The following is a 13872-nucleotide window of genomic DNA, read 5'->3' on the forward strand; positions in this document are numbered from 1 at the left end:
AGCCGTAGCTGCGCTTTTTTCATCGGCCGACGCGCTCAGTGCAGCGTCGGACCGGAGTCCTTGCGGGGTTCGTCGTCATCGTCGTCTTCATCGACCACATGCAAACCGTCCGCGCCATGCGCGTGTTGATGCTGGATTTCGTCGTCCGTCGCCGTGCGCACTTCCTGGACGGAGAGCGCGAAACGCAGCGCCATGCCCGCGAGCGGATGATTGCCGTCGAGCACGACTTTGTCTTCCGCGACATCGGTCACGGTGTAGATCAGCGAGTCGATGTCGTCGTCGCCGTCTTCGGGCGTGCCCTCGAACTGCATGCCGACTTCGAGCGGCTCGGGAAAGCGGCTGCGCTCCTCGACCTTCACGAGTTCGGGATCGTATTCACCGAATGCATCCTGCGGCTCGAGCTGAATGAGCGTTTCGTAGCCCGCCTCGTGACCGTCGAGCGCTTCCTCGATCTTGGGGAACGTGCCATCATAGCCGCCGTGCAGATAGACCATCGGCTCGTCGCTCTCCTCAATCAGATTGCCTTGCGCATCCGATAGCTTGTAAGCGACCGAAACGACGGTGTCTTTCGCAATTTTCATTGGATCCTCCAAGATACAAGCCTCGATTATACGATGCCCAAGCGGCCCTCTCACGCAACTCCATCCCCCGTTTCCGGCCTTCCCGAGCATGCCCGCGCGCCTCTGCCGGATGAACTCACACCGCTGTTGGGCAACCGCACGCCGCGGCAGTTCATGCGGCGATACTGGCAGAAGAAGCCGCTTCTGATCCGGCGGGCGATTCCCGATATCGTGGCGCCGCTCGCACGCGACGAACTGTTCGAGCTCGCCGATCTCGACGACGTCGAATCCCGGCTCATCACGCACTTCCGCAATGCGTGGGATCTGGAGCACGGCCCGTTCGCGCCCGACGAATTGCCGTCGATCAAAAAACGCGAGTGGAGCCTGCTCGTGCAAGGCGTGAACCTGCACGACGACCGCGCGCACGCGCTGATGAACCGGTTCCGCTTCATTCCGGATGCGCGTCTCGACGATCTGATGATCTCCTATGCAACCGACGGCGGCGGTGTCGGACCGCACTTCGACTCCTATGACGTGTTTCTGCTTCAGATTCATGGCAAGCGGCGCTGGCGTATCGGCGCGCAGCGCGATCTTTCGCTAAAACCCGGACTGCCGTTGAAAGTTTTACAGAACTTCGAGCCCGAAGAAGAATGGGTTCTGGAGCCGGGCGACATGCTTTATCTGCCGCCGCATATCGCGCATGACGGCATCGCGGAAGGCGAATGCATGACGGCGTCGATCGGCTTTCGTGCGCCCTCCTCGCACGAGCTCACGGCGCAGTTCCTCTATCATCTCGCCGAGCGCGCCGGCGATGGGCCCGATGGCGCTCGCGGCAACGCGCGCTATCGCGATCCGGCGCAGGAGCCGGTGACGAACCCGGCGGCGCTGCCGGCGCTTCTGGTCGAACGTGTTGGCGCGATCCTTGCGAACGTCAACTGGAGCGAAAAGGACGTCGCCGCATTCCTGGGCACCTATTTGAGCGAGCCGAAAGCCAATGTCGTATTCGACGCGCCTGAACGCGCGCTGAATGAGCAAAAATTTGTGGAGCGCGCGAAAAAGACGGGCGTCAGGCTAGATAGAAAGACTATTTTGCTCTATGACGCGAGGTCATATTTTGTAAATGGCGAAGCGGAAGTGTTGTCGGCGAAACTGAAAAAGTGGCTCCCTGAATTGGCCGATACTCGGTCCTTGGAGGCGAAACGCTTTGTAACACTTACAGACGAATCGTCAATGACAGCGCTGCTGCACGAATGGTATCGTGCGGGCTGGATTTTGATGGGCGCTTTGCCTTGACAGGCTTGCCTTTTAGAGACTTCCAGGCGTGCTGCGGATGCTAGAATTTTGCTGTTCCGCAATATGAAAATTTGTATGAGAAAGACAACGTATCGTCCCCTGATTTATCGACGGTCGTTACGAAAGTGCCTATAATTTCCGGCCAAGCCGTAGGAAGTCTCACATAAAAAAGAATTGTGAGTCTCCACAGCGGCCCAGGTCGGTGTTGGAGCACACATTACCGGTACTTTGCGCTGTTGCTTACCTTTAACCATAAAAGGACGTGATCATGAAGAAATCCCTCCTCGTAGCATCCCTGTTGGCTGCTGTTGCTCTGGCTGCATGCAACAAGTCTAGCGAAACGGCTGCTCCGAGCGCTGCAAGCGATACGTCGGCTGCTTCGGCTCCGGCTGCTGCTGCTTCGGACGCAAACGCTGCTGCATCGAGCGCTTCGGCCGCTGCAAGCGATGCAGCTTCGGCTGCTGGCGCAGCTTCGGACGCTGCCGCTTCGGCTGCCGCTCCGGCATCGGGCGCAAGCCAGTAAGGCCAGCGTCACGCAGCGGGCCGCCCAAGGCGGCCTGCGAACGAAAAAACCGGCTCTTGGGCCGGTTTTTTTGTATCTGCTTGCCTGTATTCGTTTGCTGGGTTCTACGCTCCAGCTAGCTATCGCGTGATTCAGAGCGTGAGCCAGTCGAAGCCTTCCGCCTGCGTTGCGACGACGACATCCACCGCGCACGCGCCCAGCACGGACGCAAGCGCCGTCTGCGCCAGATGCGGCAGATTGTTTTGCTGGCTGAGATGCGCGGCTACGAGATGGCGCAACCTGGAACGGTCCAGCGACGCGAGAATGGCCGCCGCCGCCTCGTTATTCAGGTGTCCGTGCGTCCCGCCGATGCGCGCCTTCAGCGAAGGCGGATAGCGGCTCGCGGCGAGCATCTCTACGTCGTGGTTGGATTCGAGCACGAGCGCGTCACAGCCGCTCAGCACGCTCGTGATATGCGGCGTCGACACGCCTACATCCGTCAGCACGCCAAGGCGGCATGCGCCGTCTGAGAAGACGTATTGCAGGGGCTCGCGGGCATCGTGCGGCACCGTGTAAGGCAGCACGCTCAGATCGCCAATAGCGACGCTTTCATCGCCCCACAGCACGTTGAGTTCGATGTTGGCTTCATCGGCGCCAATCGCCCGTGCCGTGCCCCAGCTCATGTGCAGCGGAATGGACCATCGGCGAGCGAGCGTCAACGCGCTGCCGATATGGTCCGTGTGCTCATGCGTGATGACGATGGCATCGAGATCTTCGGCACGGCAATTCAGCCGCGCGAGACGGCGCTCGATCTCCTTGCCGGAGAACCCGCAGTCGAGCAGCACGCGCGTCGTGGTCGTGCCACTCGATGCCTCGACGAGCAATGCATTGCCCTCGCTGCCGCTGCCGAGACTCGCGAATCTCACAATGCTAGTTCAACTGAGCATGCAGCAACGAGACGATGCGCTGCGCATCGGACGACGTGTCCGGCTGGCCATTCGCATCGACGACGCCGACTTGCGTCAGCGAGTCGGCCTTCGGCTTCACGTTGACGAGGAACTGGCGCGTCGGCTTCGGCGTGTTGCTCGAAAATAACTTGCCGAAGAGACCGTCCTTCTTCAGCTCCGCCATGGAGTCCGAAAAATGCACGTAGTAGATGCCCTTGTCGCGATCGCGATTATCGACCGTGAAGTTGGTGCGATCGAGCGCGAGGCCCACGCGCAGCCAGGCGCGATCGAACGGCTCGGCCAGATCGAGCGTGGAGCCGCCCGCGGCCTGATCCACCGCGACCTTCGCGCCAATCGGGCGCGCCTGCGCCATCAACTGTTGCGACTGCTTTTCCGTCAGGCCGAACTTCTGCATCAGCCGCGTGAGCACCGCGGCTTCGAGCTGCGGATTGCGCGGACGTGCTTCCCAGCGCGACGATGTCTTGTCCTGCCCCGTCAGCACTTCCTCCATCGCGCTGTGCGTGACGGAGATATCGGTCGAGCCATCCGATGCGCGGTCGACTTGCGTGCGGAACATGTCGCGCGTGCCCGACGAATAGGCGAAGTCGAGCAGCTTGCCCACGCTGTTGCGGAACCAGTCGTTCGGAATGTTCGCGCGATTTTCGGCCCAGTCCGTCGCCATGATGCCGGTCTGCGGGGCATCGGTCTTGAGCGTGAAGCCGTTCTCTTCCCAGAACTCCTTCAGCGGGCCCCAGATCTGGTCCGGCGAGCGGCCGTCGACGACGAGCCAGCGGTGATCGCCGTCGCTTTCGATGTGCATGCCGAACGGATCCTGCGCGTTCGGCACACCGAGGGTTGCGTTGCCGGCCGGCGTGACCGCGCGTTCGGCGGCGCCGCCGAGCGCGTTGACCTTAGGCGGCGCGGCATAGCGCTGGCTGATGTCGGCCGTGGTGAGATCGGACGGAACGGCAAGCGAGGGCGCGGTTTCAGCAGCCTTGTAGTTGACGCGATCGGGCGCGAGCCAGTCGTTGAGCGTGTCGCAACCCGCGAGCGCGAAAATCGCGCCGGCGCCGAGCGACAGCACGCTCAGGCGCTTGGCATGAGTAAGAAGAGCGGAACGTTTCATGAGGTCCTTCTTTGCTGCTGATGCGCATTGCCTCGCGCCGATCCCGCTCTAGCCGAGCGGCTCAGCGAGGCCAATGTCGAGGCCAATGAGCGGCGGTTGATGACTGAAGGTGTGGTTCATTTCGATCACTTGCGGCGGCGCGGACTTTCGATTCCTTGTGACGTGTCGCGCCGCCCCGTGCGATCAGGCGAGAAGCCCGGCGTCGCGCAACGCGTCGCGCACCACGTCGTGGTAGCGCGCGTCGAGCGGCGTGAGCGGCAAACGAATGCCGCCTTCCATGCGGCCAAGCGCCTGCAGCGCCCATTTGGCCGGAATCGGATTCGATTCGCAGAAGAGTTGCTTGTGCAGCGACAGCAGCTTCAGATGAATCCGGCGCGCGGTGATCGCATCGCCTTCGATTGCGGCGCGGCAAAGCTGGCTCATTTCCTTCGGCGCGACGTTCGCCGTCACCGAGATGTTGCCGTGGCCGCCGAGCAGCATCAGCGCGATGGCCGTGGGATCGTCGCCGCTGAAAATGCTGAAATGCGCCGGCGCGTGCTTGATGAGATGCGCCGCGCGGTCGATATTGCCCGTCGCTTCCTTCACACCGATGATGCCCGGCACGTCCGCGAGACGCAGGATCGTTTCGTTGCTCATATCGGCAACGGTGCGGCCCGGCACGTTGTACAGGATCACGGGCAGATCGACAGCTTCGGCGATCGCTTTGAAATGGCGATACATGCCTTCCTGCGTCGGCTTGTTGTAATACGGAACGACCTGGAGCGTGGCGTCGGCGCCGACTTTCTTTGCCTGCTTTGAGAGCTCGATGGCCTCGGCGGTCGAATTGCCGCCCGCGCCCGCGATGATCGGAAAGCGCTTGGCCGCATGCTCGACGGCCGTCTGGATCATCAGGATGTGCTCTTCCACCGACAAAGTGGCCGATTCGCCGCTCGTGCCGACGACGACGAGACCGTTCGAGCCTTGCTCGACGTGCCAGTCGATCAGTTTTCGAAACGCCGGCAGATCAAGACTACCGTCCTCGTGCATCGGTGTGACGATGGCAGGAATGCTGCCGCGGATCTGGATGCCGCCGTGTGTTCCGTTTGTCATGAAACTCTATGAATTTAATCGTGAATTTAATCGCAAAAAGCGATATTACGCGATTGTAGCGGATTAGCCGGTCAGCGCGTAACGTGGCGGACCCGGGGGTATGTTACTAATCGTGAGCGGTTTTTCGGCTGACTGCGGTTCGCGAACCGCGCAGATTCGCTGCACGTAGGCAGGACGCGGATCGTCGACGAATCCGTCTTCGTAGGCGATCACCCGCAAGCGCCCTCGCACCGCGTCGAGCAATTCGCCCGGTTCGAGCAGAAACGCCGGATTCGACGGCTTGCCGATGCTGCCATTGCCCGCCGCGAACGTCTCGTAGATCAGCACGCCGCCGGGCGCGAGCGCATCGATGAAATGCCCGAAAAGCGGCCGATGCAGATAATTCGTGACGACGACCGCAGCGAACGTCCGGTCGCTCGGAAACGGCCAGGGCGAGCCGTCTTCGAGATCCGCCGTGAGCGTTTCGATGCCTTCGAGCGATGCCATCGATGCGAGCGCCTCGCCATCGCGATCGACCGCCAGAACCGGACAACCGCGCGCCGCGAACCACCGCGCGTGGCGGCCGCGGCCCGCGGCGACGTCCAGCAACGCGCCGCCGGGCGCAACGAGATGCGCCCAGCGCGCGACCCACGGACTGATCGCGCTTTCCATCAGTTGTAGGAGAGGCCCATGGCTTCGCGCACGTCGCGCATGGTTTCCGTGGCGAACTTGCGCGCCTTGTCGCAGCCGTCCGCGACGATCGCGCGCAACAGCGACGGATCGTCCATGTACTTTTGCGCGCGCTCCAGCATCGGCTGCTGCTCGCGCAGGATGCCTTCGATCACCGGCTGCTTGCATTCCAGACAGCCGATGCCCGCGCTGCGGCAGCCCTTCTGCACCCATTCGTGCGTCTTTTCGTCGGTGTAGACCTGATGCAGCTGCCACACCGGGCACTTGTCGGGATCGCCCGGATCGGTGCGCCGCACGCGCGCCGGGTCGGTCGGCATCTTGCGAACCTTCTGCTCGATGGTCGCCGCGTCCTCGCGCAGACCGATGGTGTTGCCGTAGGACTTCGACATCTTCTGGCCGTCGAGGCCCGGCATGCGCGACGCTTCGGTCAGCAGAACCTGCGGCTCGACCAGAATGAGCTTGCGCGCGCCTTCAAGATAGCCGAACAGGCGCTCGCGATCGCTCATCGACAGGCTTTGCGACTCCTGCAGCATCGCGCGCGCCTGTTCGAGCGCTTCGTCGTCGCCTTCCTGCTGATACGCGACGCGCAACTCGTGATACAGCTTCGCGCGCTTGCCGCCGAGCTTCTTCGCCGCTTCGAGCGCCTTCTCCTCGAAATCCGGCTCCTTGCCGTAGAGATAGTTGAAGCGGCGCGCGATCTCGCGCGTCATCTCGACGTGCGGCACCTGATCCTCGCCCACCGGCACGAGCGACGCGCGATACAGCAGAATGTCCGCCGCCATCAGCACCGGATAGCCGAGGAAGCCGTACGTCGACAGGTCCTTCTCGCGCAGCTTCTCGATCTGTTCCTTGTAGGTCGGCACGCGTTCGAGCCAGCCGAGCGGCGTGCCCATGCCGAGCAGCAGCGAAAGTTCGGCGTGCTCGGGCACGCGGCTCTGGATGAACAAGGTTGCCTGCGCCGGATCGATGCCCGACGCCAGCCAGTCGATGAGCACCTCCCAGACGTTTTTCTCGATGACCTCGGGCGTCTCGTAGTGCGTCGTGAGCGCGTGCCAGTCGACCACCGCGAAGAAGCACGGGTATTCGGACTGCAGCCGCACCCAGTTTTTCAGCACGCCGTGATAGTGGCCGAGGTGCAGCGACCCGGTGGGCCGCATGCCGGAGAAGATACGGTCAGGGAACATGATGTTATGGGAATAGTGAAGCGAGGGGATTCAGAATAGCCGACACCGCCGTATAACCGACGTTCACGAGCGGCCCGAGCCAGTAGCGCGTCAGCACGCCGGTCACAACGAGCGCCATCACGATGAAGAAGCCATACGGCTCGAGCTTCGAAAACGCGATGGACGCCCGCACCGGCAGAAGCGCCATGACGACGCGGCCGCCGTCGAGCGGCGGCAACGGAAAGAGATTCAGCACGCCGAGCACGAGATTCACGCCGACGCCGGCGGCCGCCATGCGCGTGAAGAACACCTCGTCGACATGAAAGGCCGCGAGCAGCACCGCGATGACGCCCCAGACGATCGCCTGGACGAAGTTGCTGCCCGGCCCGGCCGCGGCGACCCACAGGCTGCCCCAGCGCGGATTGCGCAGATTGCCGAACGCCACCGGCACGGGCTTCGCGTAGCCGAACATGAACGCGCCGCTCGTCACGAAATACAGGACGATGGGAATGACGATCGTGCCGATCGGGTCGATGTGGCGCATCGGGTTCATGGAAACGCGGCCCAGCACGTAGGCCGTGTTGTCGCCGAGCAGTCGCGCGGCATAGCCATGCGCGGCCTCGTGCAGCGTGATCGCGAAAATCACGGGAAGCGCGTAGACCGCGATGGTTTGTATCAGGGAAGGATCCATGGGAGGGTATTGTATCAAGCAGGCAGGTCGGATCAGGCGCGCGCGGCGGCGCCGGGCGGGCACTATTTCGCCCATCATGTGCGAAAACGCTTAATCGGGACTTATGCCCGTGTGCGTCACTGCGCGGCGCTTACGCCGTGAGCCCGAACGGTTCGAGACTGCCTCTCCCCGCGCGCACGAGCACTGGCTCCCCCGATGAAAGATCGATCACTGTCGACGGCTCCGCCGGGCACGCGCCGGCATCGATCACGAGTTCGACCTGCTTTTCCAGGCGCTCGCGGATTTCTTCCGCGTCGTTGAGCGGCTCGGTGTCGGGCGGCAGGATCAGCGTCGACGCCAGCAGCGGTTCGCCGAGCGCCTCCAGCAGCGCGAGCGTGATCGCGTGATCGGGCACGCGCAGCCCGATCGTCTTGCGCGACGGATGCGAGAGCCGTCGCGGCACTTCCTTGGTCGCCTGCAGCACGAAGACGTACGGCCCCGGCGTCACCGACTTGATCAGCCGATATTGCTGGTTGTCGACCATTGCGAAGTTGGAAAGCTCGGAGAGATCGCGCACCAGCAGCGAGAGCAACTGTTTATCGTCGATGCCGCGCACGCGTCGCAGCCGCTCGACCGCGTCTTTATCGTCAAGATGGCAGCCGAGCGCGTAGCTCGAATCCGTCGGCAACGCGACGAGACCGCCGTCCTTGATGATCTGCACGGCCTGATTGATGAGCCGCGGCTGCGGATTGTCCGGATGAATGCGAAAGAATTGAGACATGGCGACGCCTTATTGTTTCGATCGTTATCGCGAAGGCCACGACGGCCTCGAACGCGGCGCGAATCACGCGCGAGCGCGCCCGACGCGATGCGCGTGCGGAAAATCACAGGTGATGCAAAGACCGTGCGCGCGACGCAAGAAGACGCGCGCCGAAAGAACGCTAAAGCCAGCGCTCCCAGACAGGCGTGAGGTCGTCGGGCAGCGGGGGAAGCAGCCCCAGGTCGATGCGCCCTTCGCCCGCGCCGTGGAAGTCCGAACCGCGCGAGGCCTCGAAGCCGTAGCGGCGCGCGACATCGGCATATTCGCGGTACTGGTCGGGCGTATGGCTGCCCGTCACGACCTCGATGGCCTTTCCGCCGAGCTGGATGAATTCGTCGAAGAGCGCGGCGAATTCGACCGGCGTGTAATCGTAGCGGCCCGGATGCGCGATGATCGGCTCGCCGCCCGCTTCCTTGATCCATTTCACGGCGTCAGCGAGCTTCGCCCAGCGATGCCCGACGAAGCCCGGCTTGCCGTCGCCGAGATAGCGCGCGAAGACGTCCGATGTGGACTGCGCATAGCCCGCTTCCACGAGATACCGCGCGAAATGCGTGCGCGAAATCATGTCGGGGTCTTCGGTGTAACGCAGCGCGCCTTTATAGCAATCCGGAATGCCGACCGCGGCGAGCGCCTCGCCGATCGCCACGCCGCGCGCCGCGCGTCCGTTGCGCGTGCATTCGAGGCCCTTGAGCAGCGCGTCGTTATGTGGATCGACATTCATCCCGACGATATGCACCGTGCGCGATGCCCACGTCACCGAAATCTCGACGCCGGGCAGATAGCCCATGCCGAGCGCTTCGGCCGCCTCGCGCGCTTCGTCCTGCCCGCCGAGCTGGTCGTGATCCGTCAGCGACCACAGCGTGACGCCGTTCGCATGCGCGCGCGCCGCGACCACGGCGGGTGCGAACTGGCCGTCGGACACGGTGGAGTGGCAATGCAGATCGGCGTTCATCTTGGTTTCTAGGGTTTCACTGACATTCTAACTGTAACGGCGTGACACGCCGATTATGCAGTTCCTTCGTTCCGTGTCGCGCCGCTCACGCGCAAAACGATTCGATCAGCGCCGCGACGCGCTCCGGCTGATCGTGATGGATCATGTGACCGGCATCGTCGATGAGTTCCTCGCGCCAGTCGGGAAATGCCTGAAAACGCGTCTTGAATTCAGCGATGGGCATCTCGCCCGCCAGTTCCGCGAGCGTCGGAGAATGCTTTGCTTCGACGTGCAGCACCGGCGCCGTGATGCGCGTCCACGCCGCGCTCACCTCGTCCAGCCGATACAACACAGGCCCGCGCAATTTGTGCGCCGGATCGGCGAGCAGATGAAAGCGCCCGTCCGCTTCCTCACGCGACCAGTGCTGCGCGAGGAATCGCGCGCGCGCGAGAGGCAGACGCGGATTCGTGCGGATCAGCCGATCGGCGACTTCGTCGAGGCTCGCGTAGCTGCGCAGCGCGGGTGGCGCGCGCAGACCGTCGAGCCATTGCGCGATGCGCCCCGGAGACTGCGACGCGCGCGCCGCCGGCAGCCCGAAGCCTTCCAGATCGACCACGCGACGCACGCGCGCGGGCCGCACGCCCGCGTAGAGCAGCGCGACGTTGGCGCCCATGCTGTGCCCGACGAGATCGACCTGCGCGCCCGGCGCGTAATGGTCGAGCAGCAGGTCGAGATCGGCGAGATAGTCGGGAAAATAGTAGTGACCGCCGCCCTTCTCCGCGACCGGCCAGTCCGACAGCCCGAAGCCGCGCGCATCGGGCGCGAGCACTTGCCAGTCGCCGGCGAGCGCATCGACGACGAACTGGAACGACGCGCCGATATCCATCCAGCCGTGCAGCATGAAGAGCATCGGCGCGTCGGGTGCGCCCCAGCGGCGCACATGCAGGCGCACGCCGCGCGCATCGACGAATTCGGAACGCGAATCTTTCATGGTGTCGTCTCGATAAAAAAGGATGATCGCTCGATTATAGCGACGATGATTCGTCGAGGCCCGCGAGCGCGCGCAGTTCGGCTTCGTCGAAGCCGGCGTCGCGGCGCGCTTCGAAGTTGAACGGACCGCGCAGCTTCGGCGCGTGATATTGCGCGGCGAGGCGTTCGTAGGTCGCGTGCGCGTCGAGATTCTGGCCGTCGCACAGAAAACGGAACCAGCGATTGCCGATCAGCACGTGACCGATTTCATCGCGCAGGATCACGTCGAGAATCGCCGCCGACGCGTGATCGCCGGCCTGCGCAAGACGCTTTCGGATCGGCGGCGACGCGTCGAGGCCGCGCGCCTCCAGCGTGCGCGGCACGAGCGCCATGCGCGCGAGCACGTCGTCGCGCGTGCGCTGCGCCATGTCCCACAGGCCGTCGTGAGCCGGAAAATCGCCGTAAGCGTGGCCGAATTCGGCGAGCCGCGCGCTCAACAGCGAAAAGTGATGCGCCTCCTCCGCCGCGACCTTCAACCAGTCGAGATAAAACTCGCGCGGCATCGACGGGAATCGCCAGACGGCGTCGAGCGCGAGATTGATCGCGTTGAACTCGATGTGCGCGAGCGCGTGCAGCAGCACCGCGCGCCCCGCGTCCGACTGCATGCTGCGACGCTTCAGCGACGACGGCTCGACGAGTTCCGGGCGCTCGGGCCGGCCGGGCAGATCGGCTGGCTCCGCGAGCGCGGCTTGCGGATCGATGCTCGACGGCGCTTCGCGCGTCATATCGAAGAGCGCGCTGGCTTGCGCCGCCTTCGTCGCGGGGTCGCGCTCACGCAGAATCGCGAGCGCCGCGCGGCGCGCGCAGGCGGTGGCTTGCGGGGAAATCACAGGATCGTGCATCGGACTATCTCGAAAACGGGCGTCGAATATCGCGTTCCAGCGGACGCTTACAGCAAACAGCTAAAATGGTAATCGCGGCGGACACCGCAAAACGCGTAACAATCGCTCCCGCGACACCCCGCCGACAGCCGCGCATTGTAGCGCCGCGCCGATTCCCACCACGACGACATCACGCCCCAGGAGACAATGTGGCCATCTACAAACTCGGCGACGACGCCCCGACCATCCACGAGAGCGTATTTCTTGCGGATACCGCGACCATCATCGGCCGCGTGACGCTGGAGGAGAACGCGAGCGTGTGGCCCGGCGCCGCGCTGCGTGGCGACAACGAGCCGATCGTCGTCGGACGCGGCAGCAACGTGCAGGAAGGCGCGGTGCTGCATGCGGACCCGGGTTTTCCGCTCACGATTGAAAACGACGTCACCGTCGGTCATCAGGCGATGCTGCACGGCTGCACGGTCAAGGAAGGCTCGCTGATCGGCATTCAGGCGGTGGTCTTGAATGGCGCGGTGATCGGCCGCAACTGTCTGGTTGGCGCGGGCGCCGTCGTCACCGAAGGCAAGGTGTTTCCGGACAACACGCTGATTCTGGGCGCGCCCGCGAAGGCGGTGCGGGACATCGGCGAGGCGGATATCGCCCGCATGCGCGCGGCCACGGCGAGTTATGCCGACCGGCGCGAATATTACAAGGCGCATCTCGTGCGCATCGGCTGAACGGACGTCGCGCAAGACGGCGCAGCAGCCTCAACACCCAAGGAAGAGTTGTGAACGACCAGTTGCAGAAATTCATGTTCAATGCGGCGCCCGTGCGCGGCGAGATCGTCTCGTTGCGTCACACGTGGCAGGAAGTGCTCGCGCGCCGCTCCTATCCCGTCGCCGTGCGCAACGTGCTTGGCGAGATGATGGCCGCGTGCGCGTTGCTGTCCGCGAACCTCAAGTTCGACGGCACGCTCGTCATGCAGATCTATGGCGACGGTCCCGTGAAGATGCTGGTCGTGCAGTGCAATTCGAACCTGTCGCTGCGCGCGACCGCGAAGCTCGCCGAGGGCAGCGAACACGAGCTGGACAACGAGATGTCGCTGCCCGATCTGCTGAACCGTCACGGGCGCGGCCGCTGCGTCATCACGCTCGATCCCGCCGATAAAAAGCCGGGACAGCAGCCGTATCAGGGCATCGTGCCGCTGTCGGGCGAGCACGGCCCGCTCAAGTCGATGGCCGAAGTCCTCGAGCACTACATGCATCACTCCGAGCAGCTCGACACGCGACTGTGGCTCGCCGCGGATACCGATCGCGCCGTCGGCATGCTGTTGCAGAAGCTGCCGGGCGATGGCGGCATCGTTCCGCATCCGGGCGCGCACGACTCCGATACGTGGCAGCGCGTCTGTCATCTCGGCAGCACGCTGTCGAACGAGGAATTGCTGAAGGAAGAGCCGGATACGGTGTTCAAGCGCCTCTTCTGGCAAGAGAACGTGCAGCACTTCGAACCCGCGCCGGCGCGCTTCCAGTGCACGTGCTCGCGTGAGAAGGTCGGCGGCATGCTGAAGATGCTCGGCCGCGAGGAAGTCGACAGCGTGCTCGAAGAGCGCGGCAGCGTCGAAGTGCATTGCGAGTTCTGCAACCAGCGCTACGACTTCGACTCCGTCGACGTTGCGCAACTTTTTGTCGCAAAAGAACTCTCACAAGGCGTGAGTCCAGCGTCGGACCGGCGCCACTGAAACACCTGCAAGCCTTGTCCAGTCAGGGTTTCGCAGTGCGCGCCGTGAGCTCGTGAAGCGCGGCGCGCCGCTTTGCAGCCTGAGTTTCACGACCGACGCCGCGAGCTATCATGGGACTTCCGTACAGACGTCCGACCCGCTGGAGGTCGCAAAATGAAAACCGCTACGCTCAACTGGAAATTGCTGCCGTGCCTCGCCGGGGTCGCGCTCGTCGCCGGCTGCATGATGGATCCGCCCGGCCCATCGCCGATCTATAGCCGCCTGCCCGACACCGCGCCCGCGCCGCAGCAGACGCTGACCTCGCAGCAGCAGATGGAACGCTATAACGCCATCGACAAGCAGGCGCTCAACGAATCGCAACAGGCCGCAGCCGCCGGCAATGCCGCGAAGACGATGTCGCAGTTCTACGCGCCCGCGCCGGTCTCGGTCTACGGCGGCTATTCGAGCGGCGGCTGGGGCGGGCCTTACTGGGGCACCGGCATCGGCTTCGGCACCGCCTGGTAAGCGAATCAGCACG

Annotated in this window: 16 protein-coding genes; 5 read left to right on the forward strand and 11 right to left on the reverse strand. The window is 63.8% G+C overall.

Translation table 11 applies throughout. The features are described 5' to 3' along the window. Positions 1-35: 35 nt before the first annotated feature. Positions 36-581 (reverse strand): FKBP-type peptidyl-prolyl cis-trans isomerase, encoded by a 546-nt coding sequence (locus AWB76_RS21620; RefSeq protein ID WP_061162181.1) that lies wholly within the window; start codon positions 579-581, stop codon positions 36-38. 33 nt (positions 582-614) lie between these two features. On the opposite strand from AWB76_RS21620, the gene AWB76_RS21625 reads away from it, so the two are divergent. Continuing rightward, the gene (locus tag AWB76_RS21625) at positions 615-1853 is read left to right on the forward strand and encodes a cupin domain-containing protein (RefSeq protein ID WP_061162182.1); all 1239 of its coding nucleotides are present in this window, start codon (positions 615-617) and stop codon (positions 1851-1853) included. A gap of 268 nt (positions 1854-2121) precedes the next feature. After that, positions 2122-2376 (forward strand): hypothetical protein, encoded by a 255-nt coding sequence (locus tag AWB76_RS42200; protein ID WP_074168913.1) that lies wholly within the window; start codon positions 2122-2124, stop codon positions 2374-2376. A gap of 131 nt (positions 2377-2507) precedes the next feature. On the opposite strand, the gene AWB76_RS21635 is transcribed toward AWB76_RS42200, so the two are convergent. The 10 genes from AWB76_RS21635 to AWB76_RS21680 all read right to left on the reverse strand — a co-directional run bounded on the left by AWB76_RS21635 (position 2508) and on the right by AWB76_RS21680 (position 11641). Continuing rightward, positions 2508-3281: an MBL fold metallo-hydrolase gene (locus AWB76_RS21635; protein ID WP_061162184.1), complete on the reverse strand. Its 774-nt coding sequence runs from the start codon at positions 3279-3281 to the stop codon at positions 2508-2510. 4 nt (positions 3282-3285) lie between these two features. Further along, the gene (gene bamC / locus AWB76_RS21640; protein WP_061162185.1) at positions 3286-4428 is read right to left on the reverse strand and encodes an NlpB/DapX family lipoprotein; all 1143 of its coding nucleotides are present in this window, start codon (positions 4426-4428) and stop codon (positions 3286-3288) included. A gap of 183 nt (positions 4429-4611) precedes the next feature. After that, positions 4612-5517 carry a 4-hydroxy-tetrahydrodipicolinate synthase gene (gene dapA / locus AWB76_RS21645; RefSeq protein ID WP_061162186.1) on the reverse strand — a complete coding sequence of 302 codons (906 nt, stop codon included), beginning with the start codon at positions 5515-5517 and terminating at the stop codon, positions 4612-4614. A 63-nt stretch (positions 5518-5580) separates the two neighbouring features. Continuing rightward, positions 5581-6168: a class I SAM-dependent methyltransferase gene (locus AWB76_RS21650; RefSeq protein WP_061162187.1), complete on the reverse strand. Its 588-nt coding sequence runs from the start codon at positions 6166-6168 to the stop codon at positions 5581-5583. Beyond that, the gene (locus AWB76_RS21655) at positions 6168-7370 is read right to left on the reverse strand and encodes a tryptophan--tRNA ligase (protein ID WP_061136158.1); all 1203 of its coding nucleotides are present in this window, start codon (positions 7368-7370) and stop codon (positions 6168-6170) included. Before AWB76_RS21655 ends, AWB76_RS21650 begins: the two co-directional genes overlap by 1 nt. A gap of 4 nt (positions 7371-7374) precedes the next feature. Beyond that, positions 7375-8040 (reverse strand): site-2 protease family protein, encoded by a 666-nt coding sequence (locus tag AWB76_RS21660; protein WP_061162188.1) that lies wholly within the window; start codon positions 8038-8040, stop codon positions 7375-7377. Positions 8041-8170: 130 nt separating this feature from the next. Further along, positions 8171-8800, reverse strand: a complete 630-nt coding sequence (locus tag AWB76_RS21665) for an L-threonylcarbamoyladenylate synthase (protein WP_061162189.1) — start codon at positions 8798-8800, stop codon at positions 8171-8173. Between the two features lie 160 nt (positions 8801-8960). Next, positions 8961-9791, reverse strand: a complete 831-nt coding sequence (locus AWB76_RS21670; RefSeq protein WP_061162190.1) for a 3',5'-nucleoside bisphosphate phosphatase — start codon at positions 9789-9791, stop codon at positions 8961-8963. A gap of 85 nt (positions 9792-9876) precedes the next feature. After that, positions 9877-10761, reverse strand: a complete 885-nt coding sequence (locus AWB76_RS21675; RefSeq protein WP_061162191.1) for an alpha/beta fold hydrolase — start codon at positions 10759-10761, stop codon at positions 9877-9879. A 34-nt stretch (positions 10762-10795) separates the two neighbouring features. Next, on the reverse strand, positions 10796-11641 hold the full coding sequence (locus AWB76_RS21680) for a ferritin-like domain-containing protein (protein WP_061162192.1): 846 nt from the start codon (positions 11639-11641) through the stop codon (positions 10796-10798). Between the two features lie 188 nt (positions 11642-11829). Here AWB76_RS21680 and AWB76_RS21685 point away from each other — a divergent pair, with 188 nt between their 5' ends. From AWB76_RS21685 to AWB76_RS21695, 3 genes are all read left to right on the forward strand, one after another. Next, positions 11830-12354 carry a gamma carbonic anhydrase family protein gene (locus tag AWB76_RS21685; protein ID WP_061162193.1) on the forward strand — a complete coding sequence of 175 codons (525 nt, stop codon included), beginning with the start codon at positions 11830-11832 and terminating at the stop codon, positions 12352-12354. Positions 12355-12404: 50 nt separating this feature from the next. After that, on the forward strand, positions 12405-13355 hold the full coding sequence (gene hslO / locus AWB76_RS21690; protein ID WP_061162194.1) for an Hsp33 family molecular chaperone HslO: 951 nt from the start codon (positions 12405-12407) through the stop codon (positions 13353-13355). A gap of 153 nt (positions 13356-13508) precedes the next feature. Continuing rightward, positions 13509-13859, forward strand: coding sequence for a hypothetical protein (locus tag AWB76_RS21695; protein WP_061162195.1), 351 nt, complete (start codon positions 13509-13511; stop codon positions 13857-13859). Positions 13860-13872: the final 13 nt, after the last annotated feature.

Origin of the sequence: Caballeronia temeraria (genome assembly GCF_001544795.2) — a bacterium.
Lineage (GTDB): Bacteria > Pseudomonadota > Gammaproteobacteria > Burkholderiales > Burkholderiaceae > Caballeronia > Caballeronia temeraria.

Bases quoted from the DNA above. Each gene is read 5' to 3' on its own strand.
- AWB76_RS21620 (WP_061162181.1), bottom strand. From the start codon at position 581: ATGAAAATTGCGAAAGACACCGTCGTTTCGGTCGCTTACAAGCTATCG.
- AWB76_RS21625 (WP_061162182.1), top strand. From the start codon at position 615: ATGCCCAAGCGGCCCTCTCACGCAACTCCATCCCCCGTTTCCGGCCTT.
- AWB76_RS42200 (WP_074168913.1), top strand. From the start codon at position 2,122: ATGAAGAAATCCCTCCTCGTAGCATCCCTGTTGGCTGCTGTTGCTCTG.
- bamC (WP_061162185.1), bottom strand. From the start codon at position 4,428: ATGAAACGTTCCGCTCTTCTTACTCATGCCAAGCGCCTGAGCGTGCTG.
- dapA (WP_061162186.1), bottom strand. From the start codon at position 5,517: ATGACAAACGGAACACACGGCGGCATCCAGATCCGCGGCAGCATTCCT.
- AWB76_RS21650 (WP_061162187.1), bottom strand. From the start codon at position 6,168: ATGGAAAGCGCGATCAGTCCGTGGGTCGCGCGCTGGGCGCATCTCGTT.
- AWB76_RS21655 (WP_061136158.1), bottom strand. From the start codon at position 7,370: ATGTTCCCTGACCGTATCTTCTCCGGCATGCGGCCCACCGGGTCGCTG.
- AWB76_RS21660 (WP_061162188.1), bottom strand. From the start codon at position 8,040: ATGGATCCTTCCCTGATACAAACCATCGCGGTCTACGCGCTTCCCGTG.
- AWB76_RS21665 (WP_061162189.1), bottom strand. From the start codon at position 8,800: ATGTCTCAATTCTTTCGCATTCATCCGGACAATCCGCAGCCGCGGCTC.
- AWB76_RS21670 (WP_061162190.1), bottom strand. From the start codon at position 9,791: ATGAACGCCGATCTGCATTGCCACTCCACCGTGTCCGACGGCCAGTTC.
- AWB76_RS21675 (WP_061162191.1), bottom strand. From the start codon at position 10,761: ATGAAAGATTCGCGTTCCGAATTCGTCGATGCGCGCGGCGTGCGCCTG.
- AWB76_RS21680 (WP_061162192.1), bottom strand. From the start codon at position 11,641: ATGCACGATCCTGTGATTTCCCCGCAAGCCACCGCCTGCGCGCGCCGC.
- AWB76_RS21695 (WP_061162195.1), top strand. From the start codon at position 13,509: ATGAAAACCGCTACGCTCAACTGGAAATTGCTGCCGTGCCTCGCCGGG.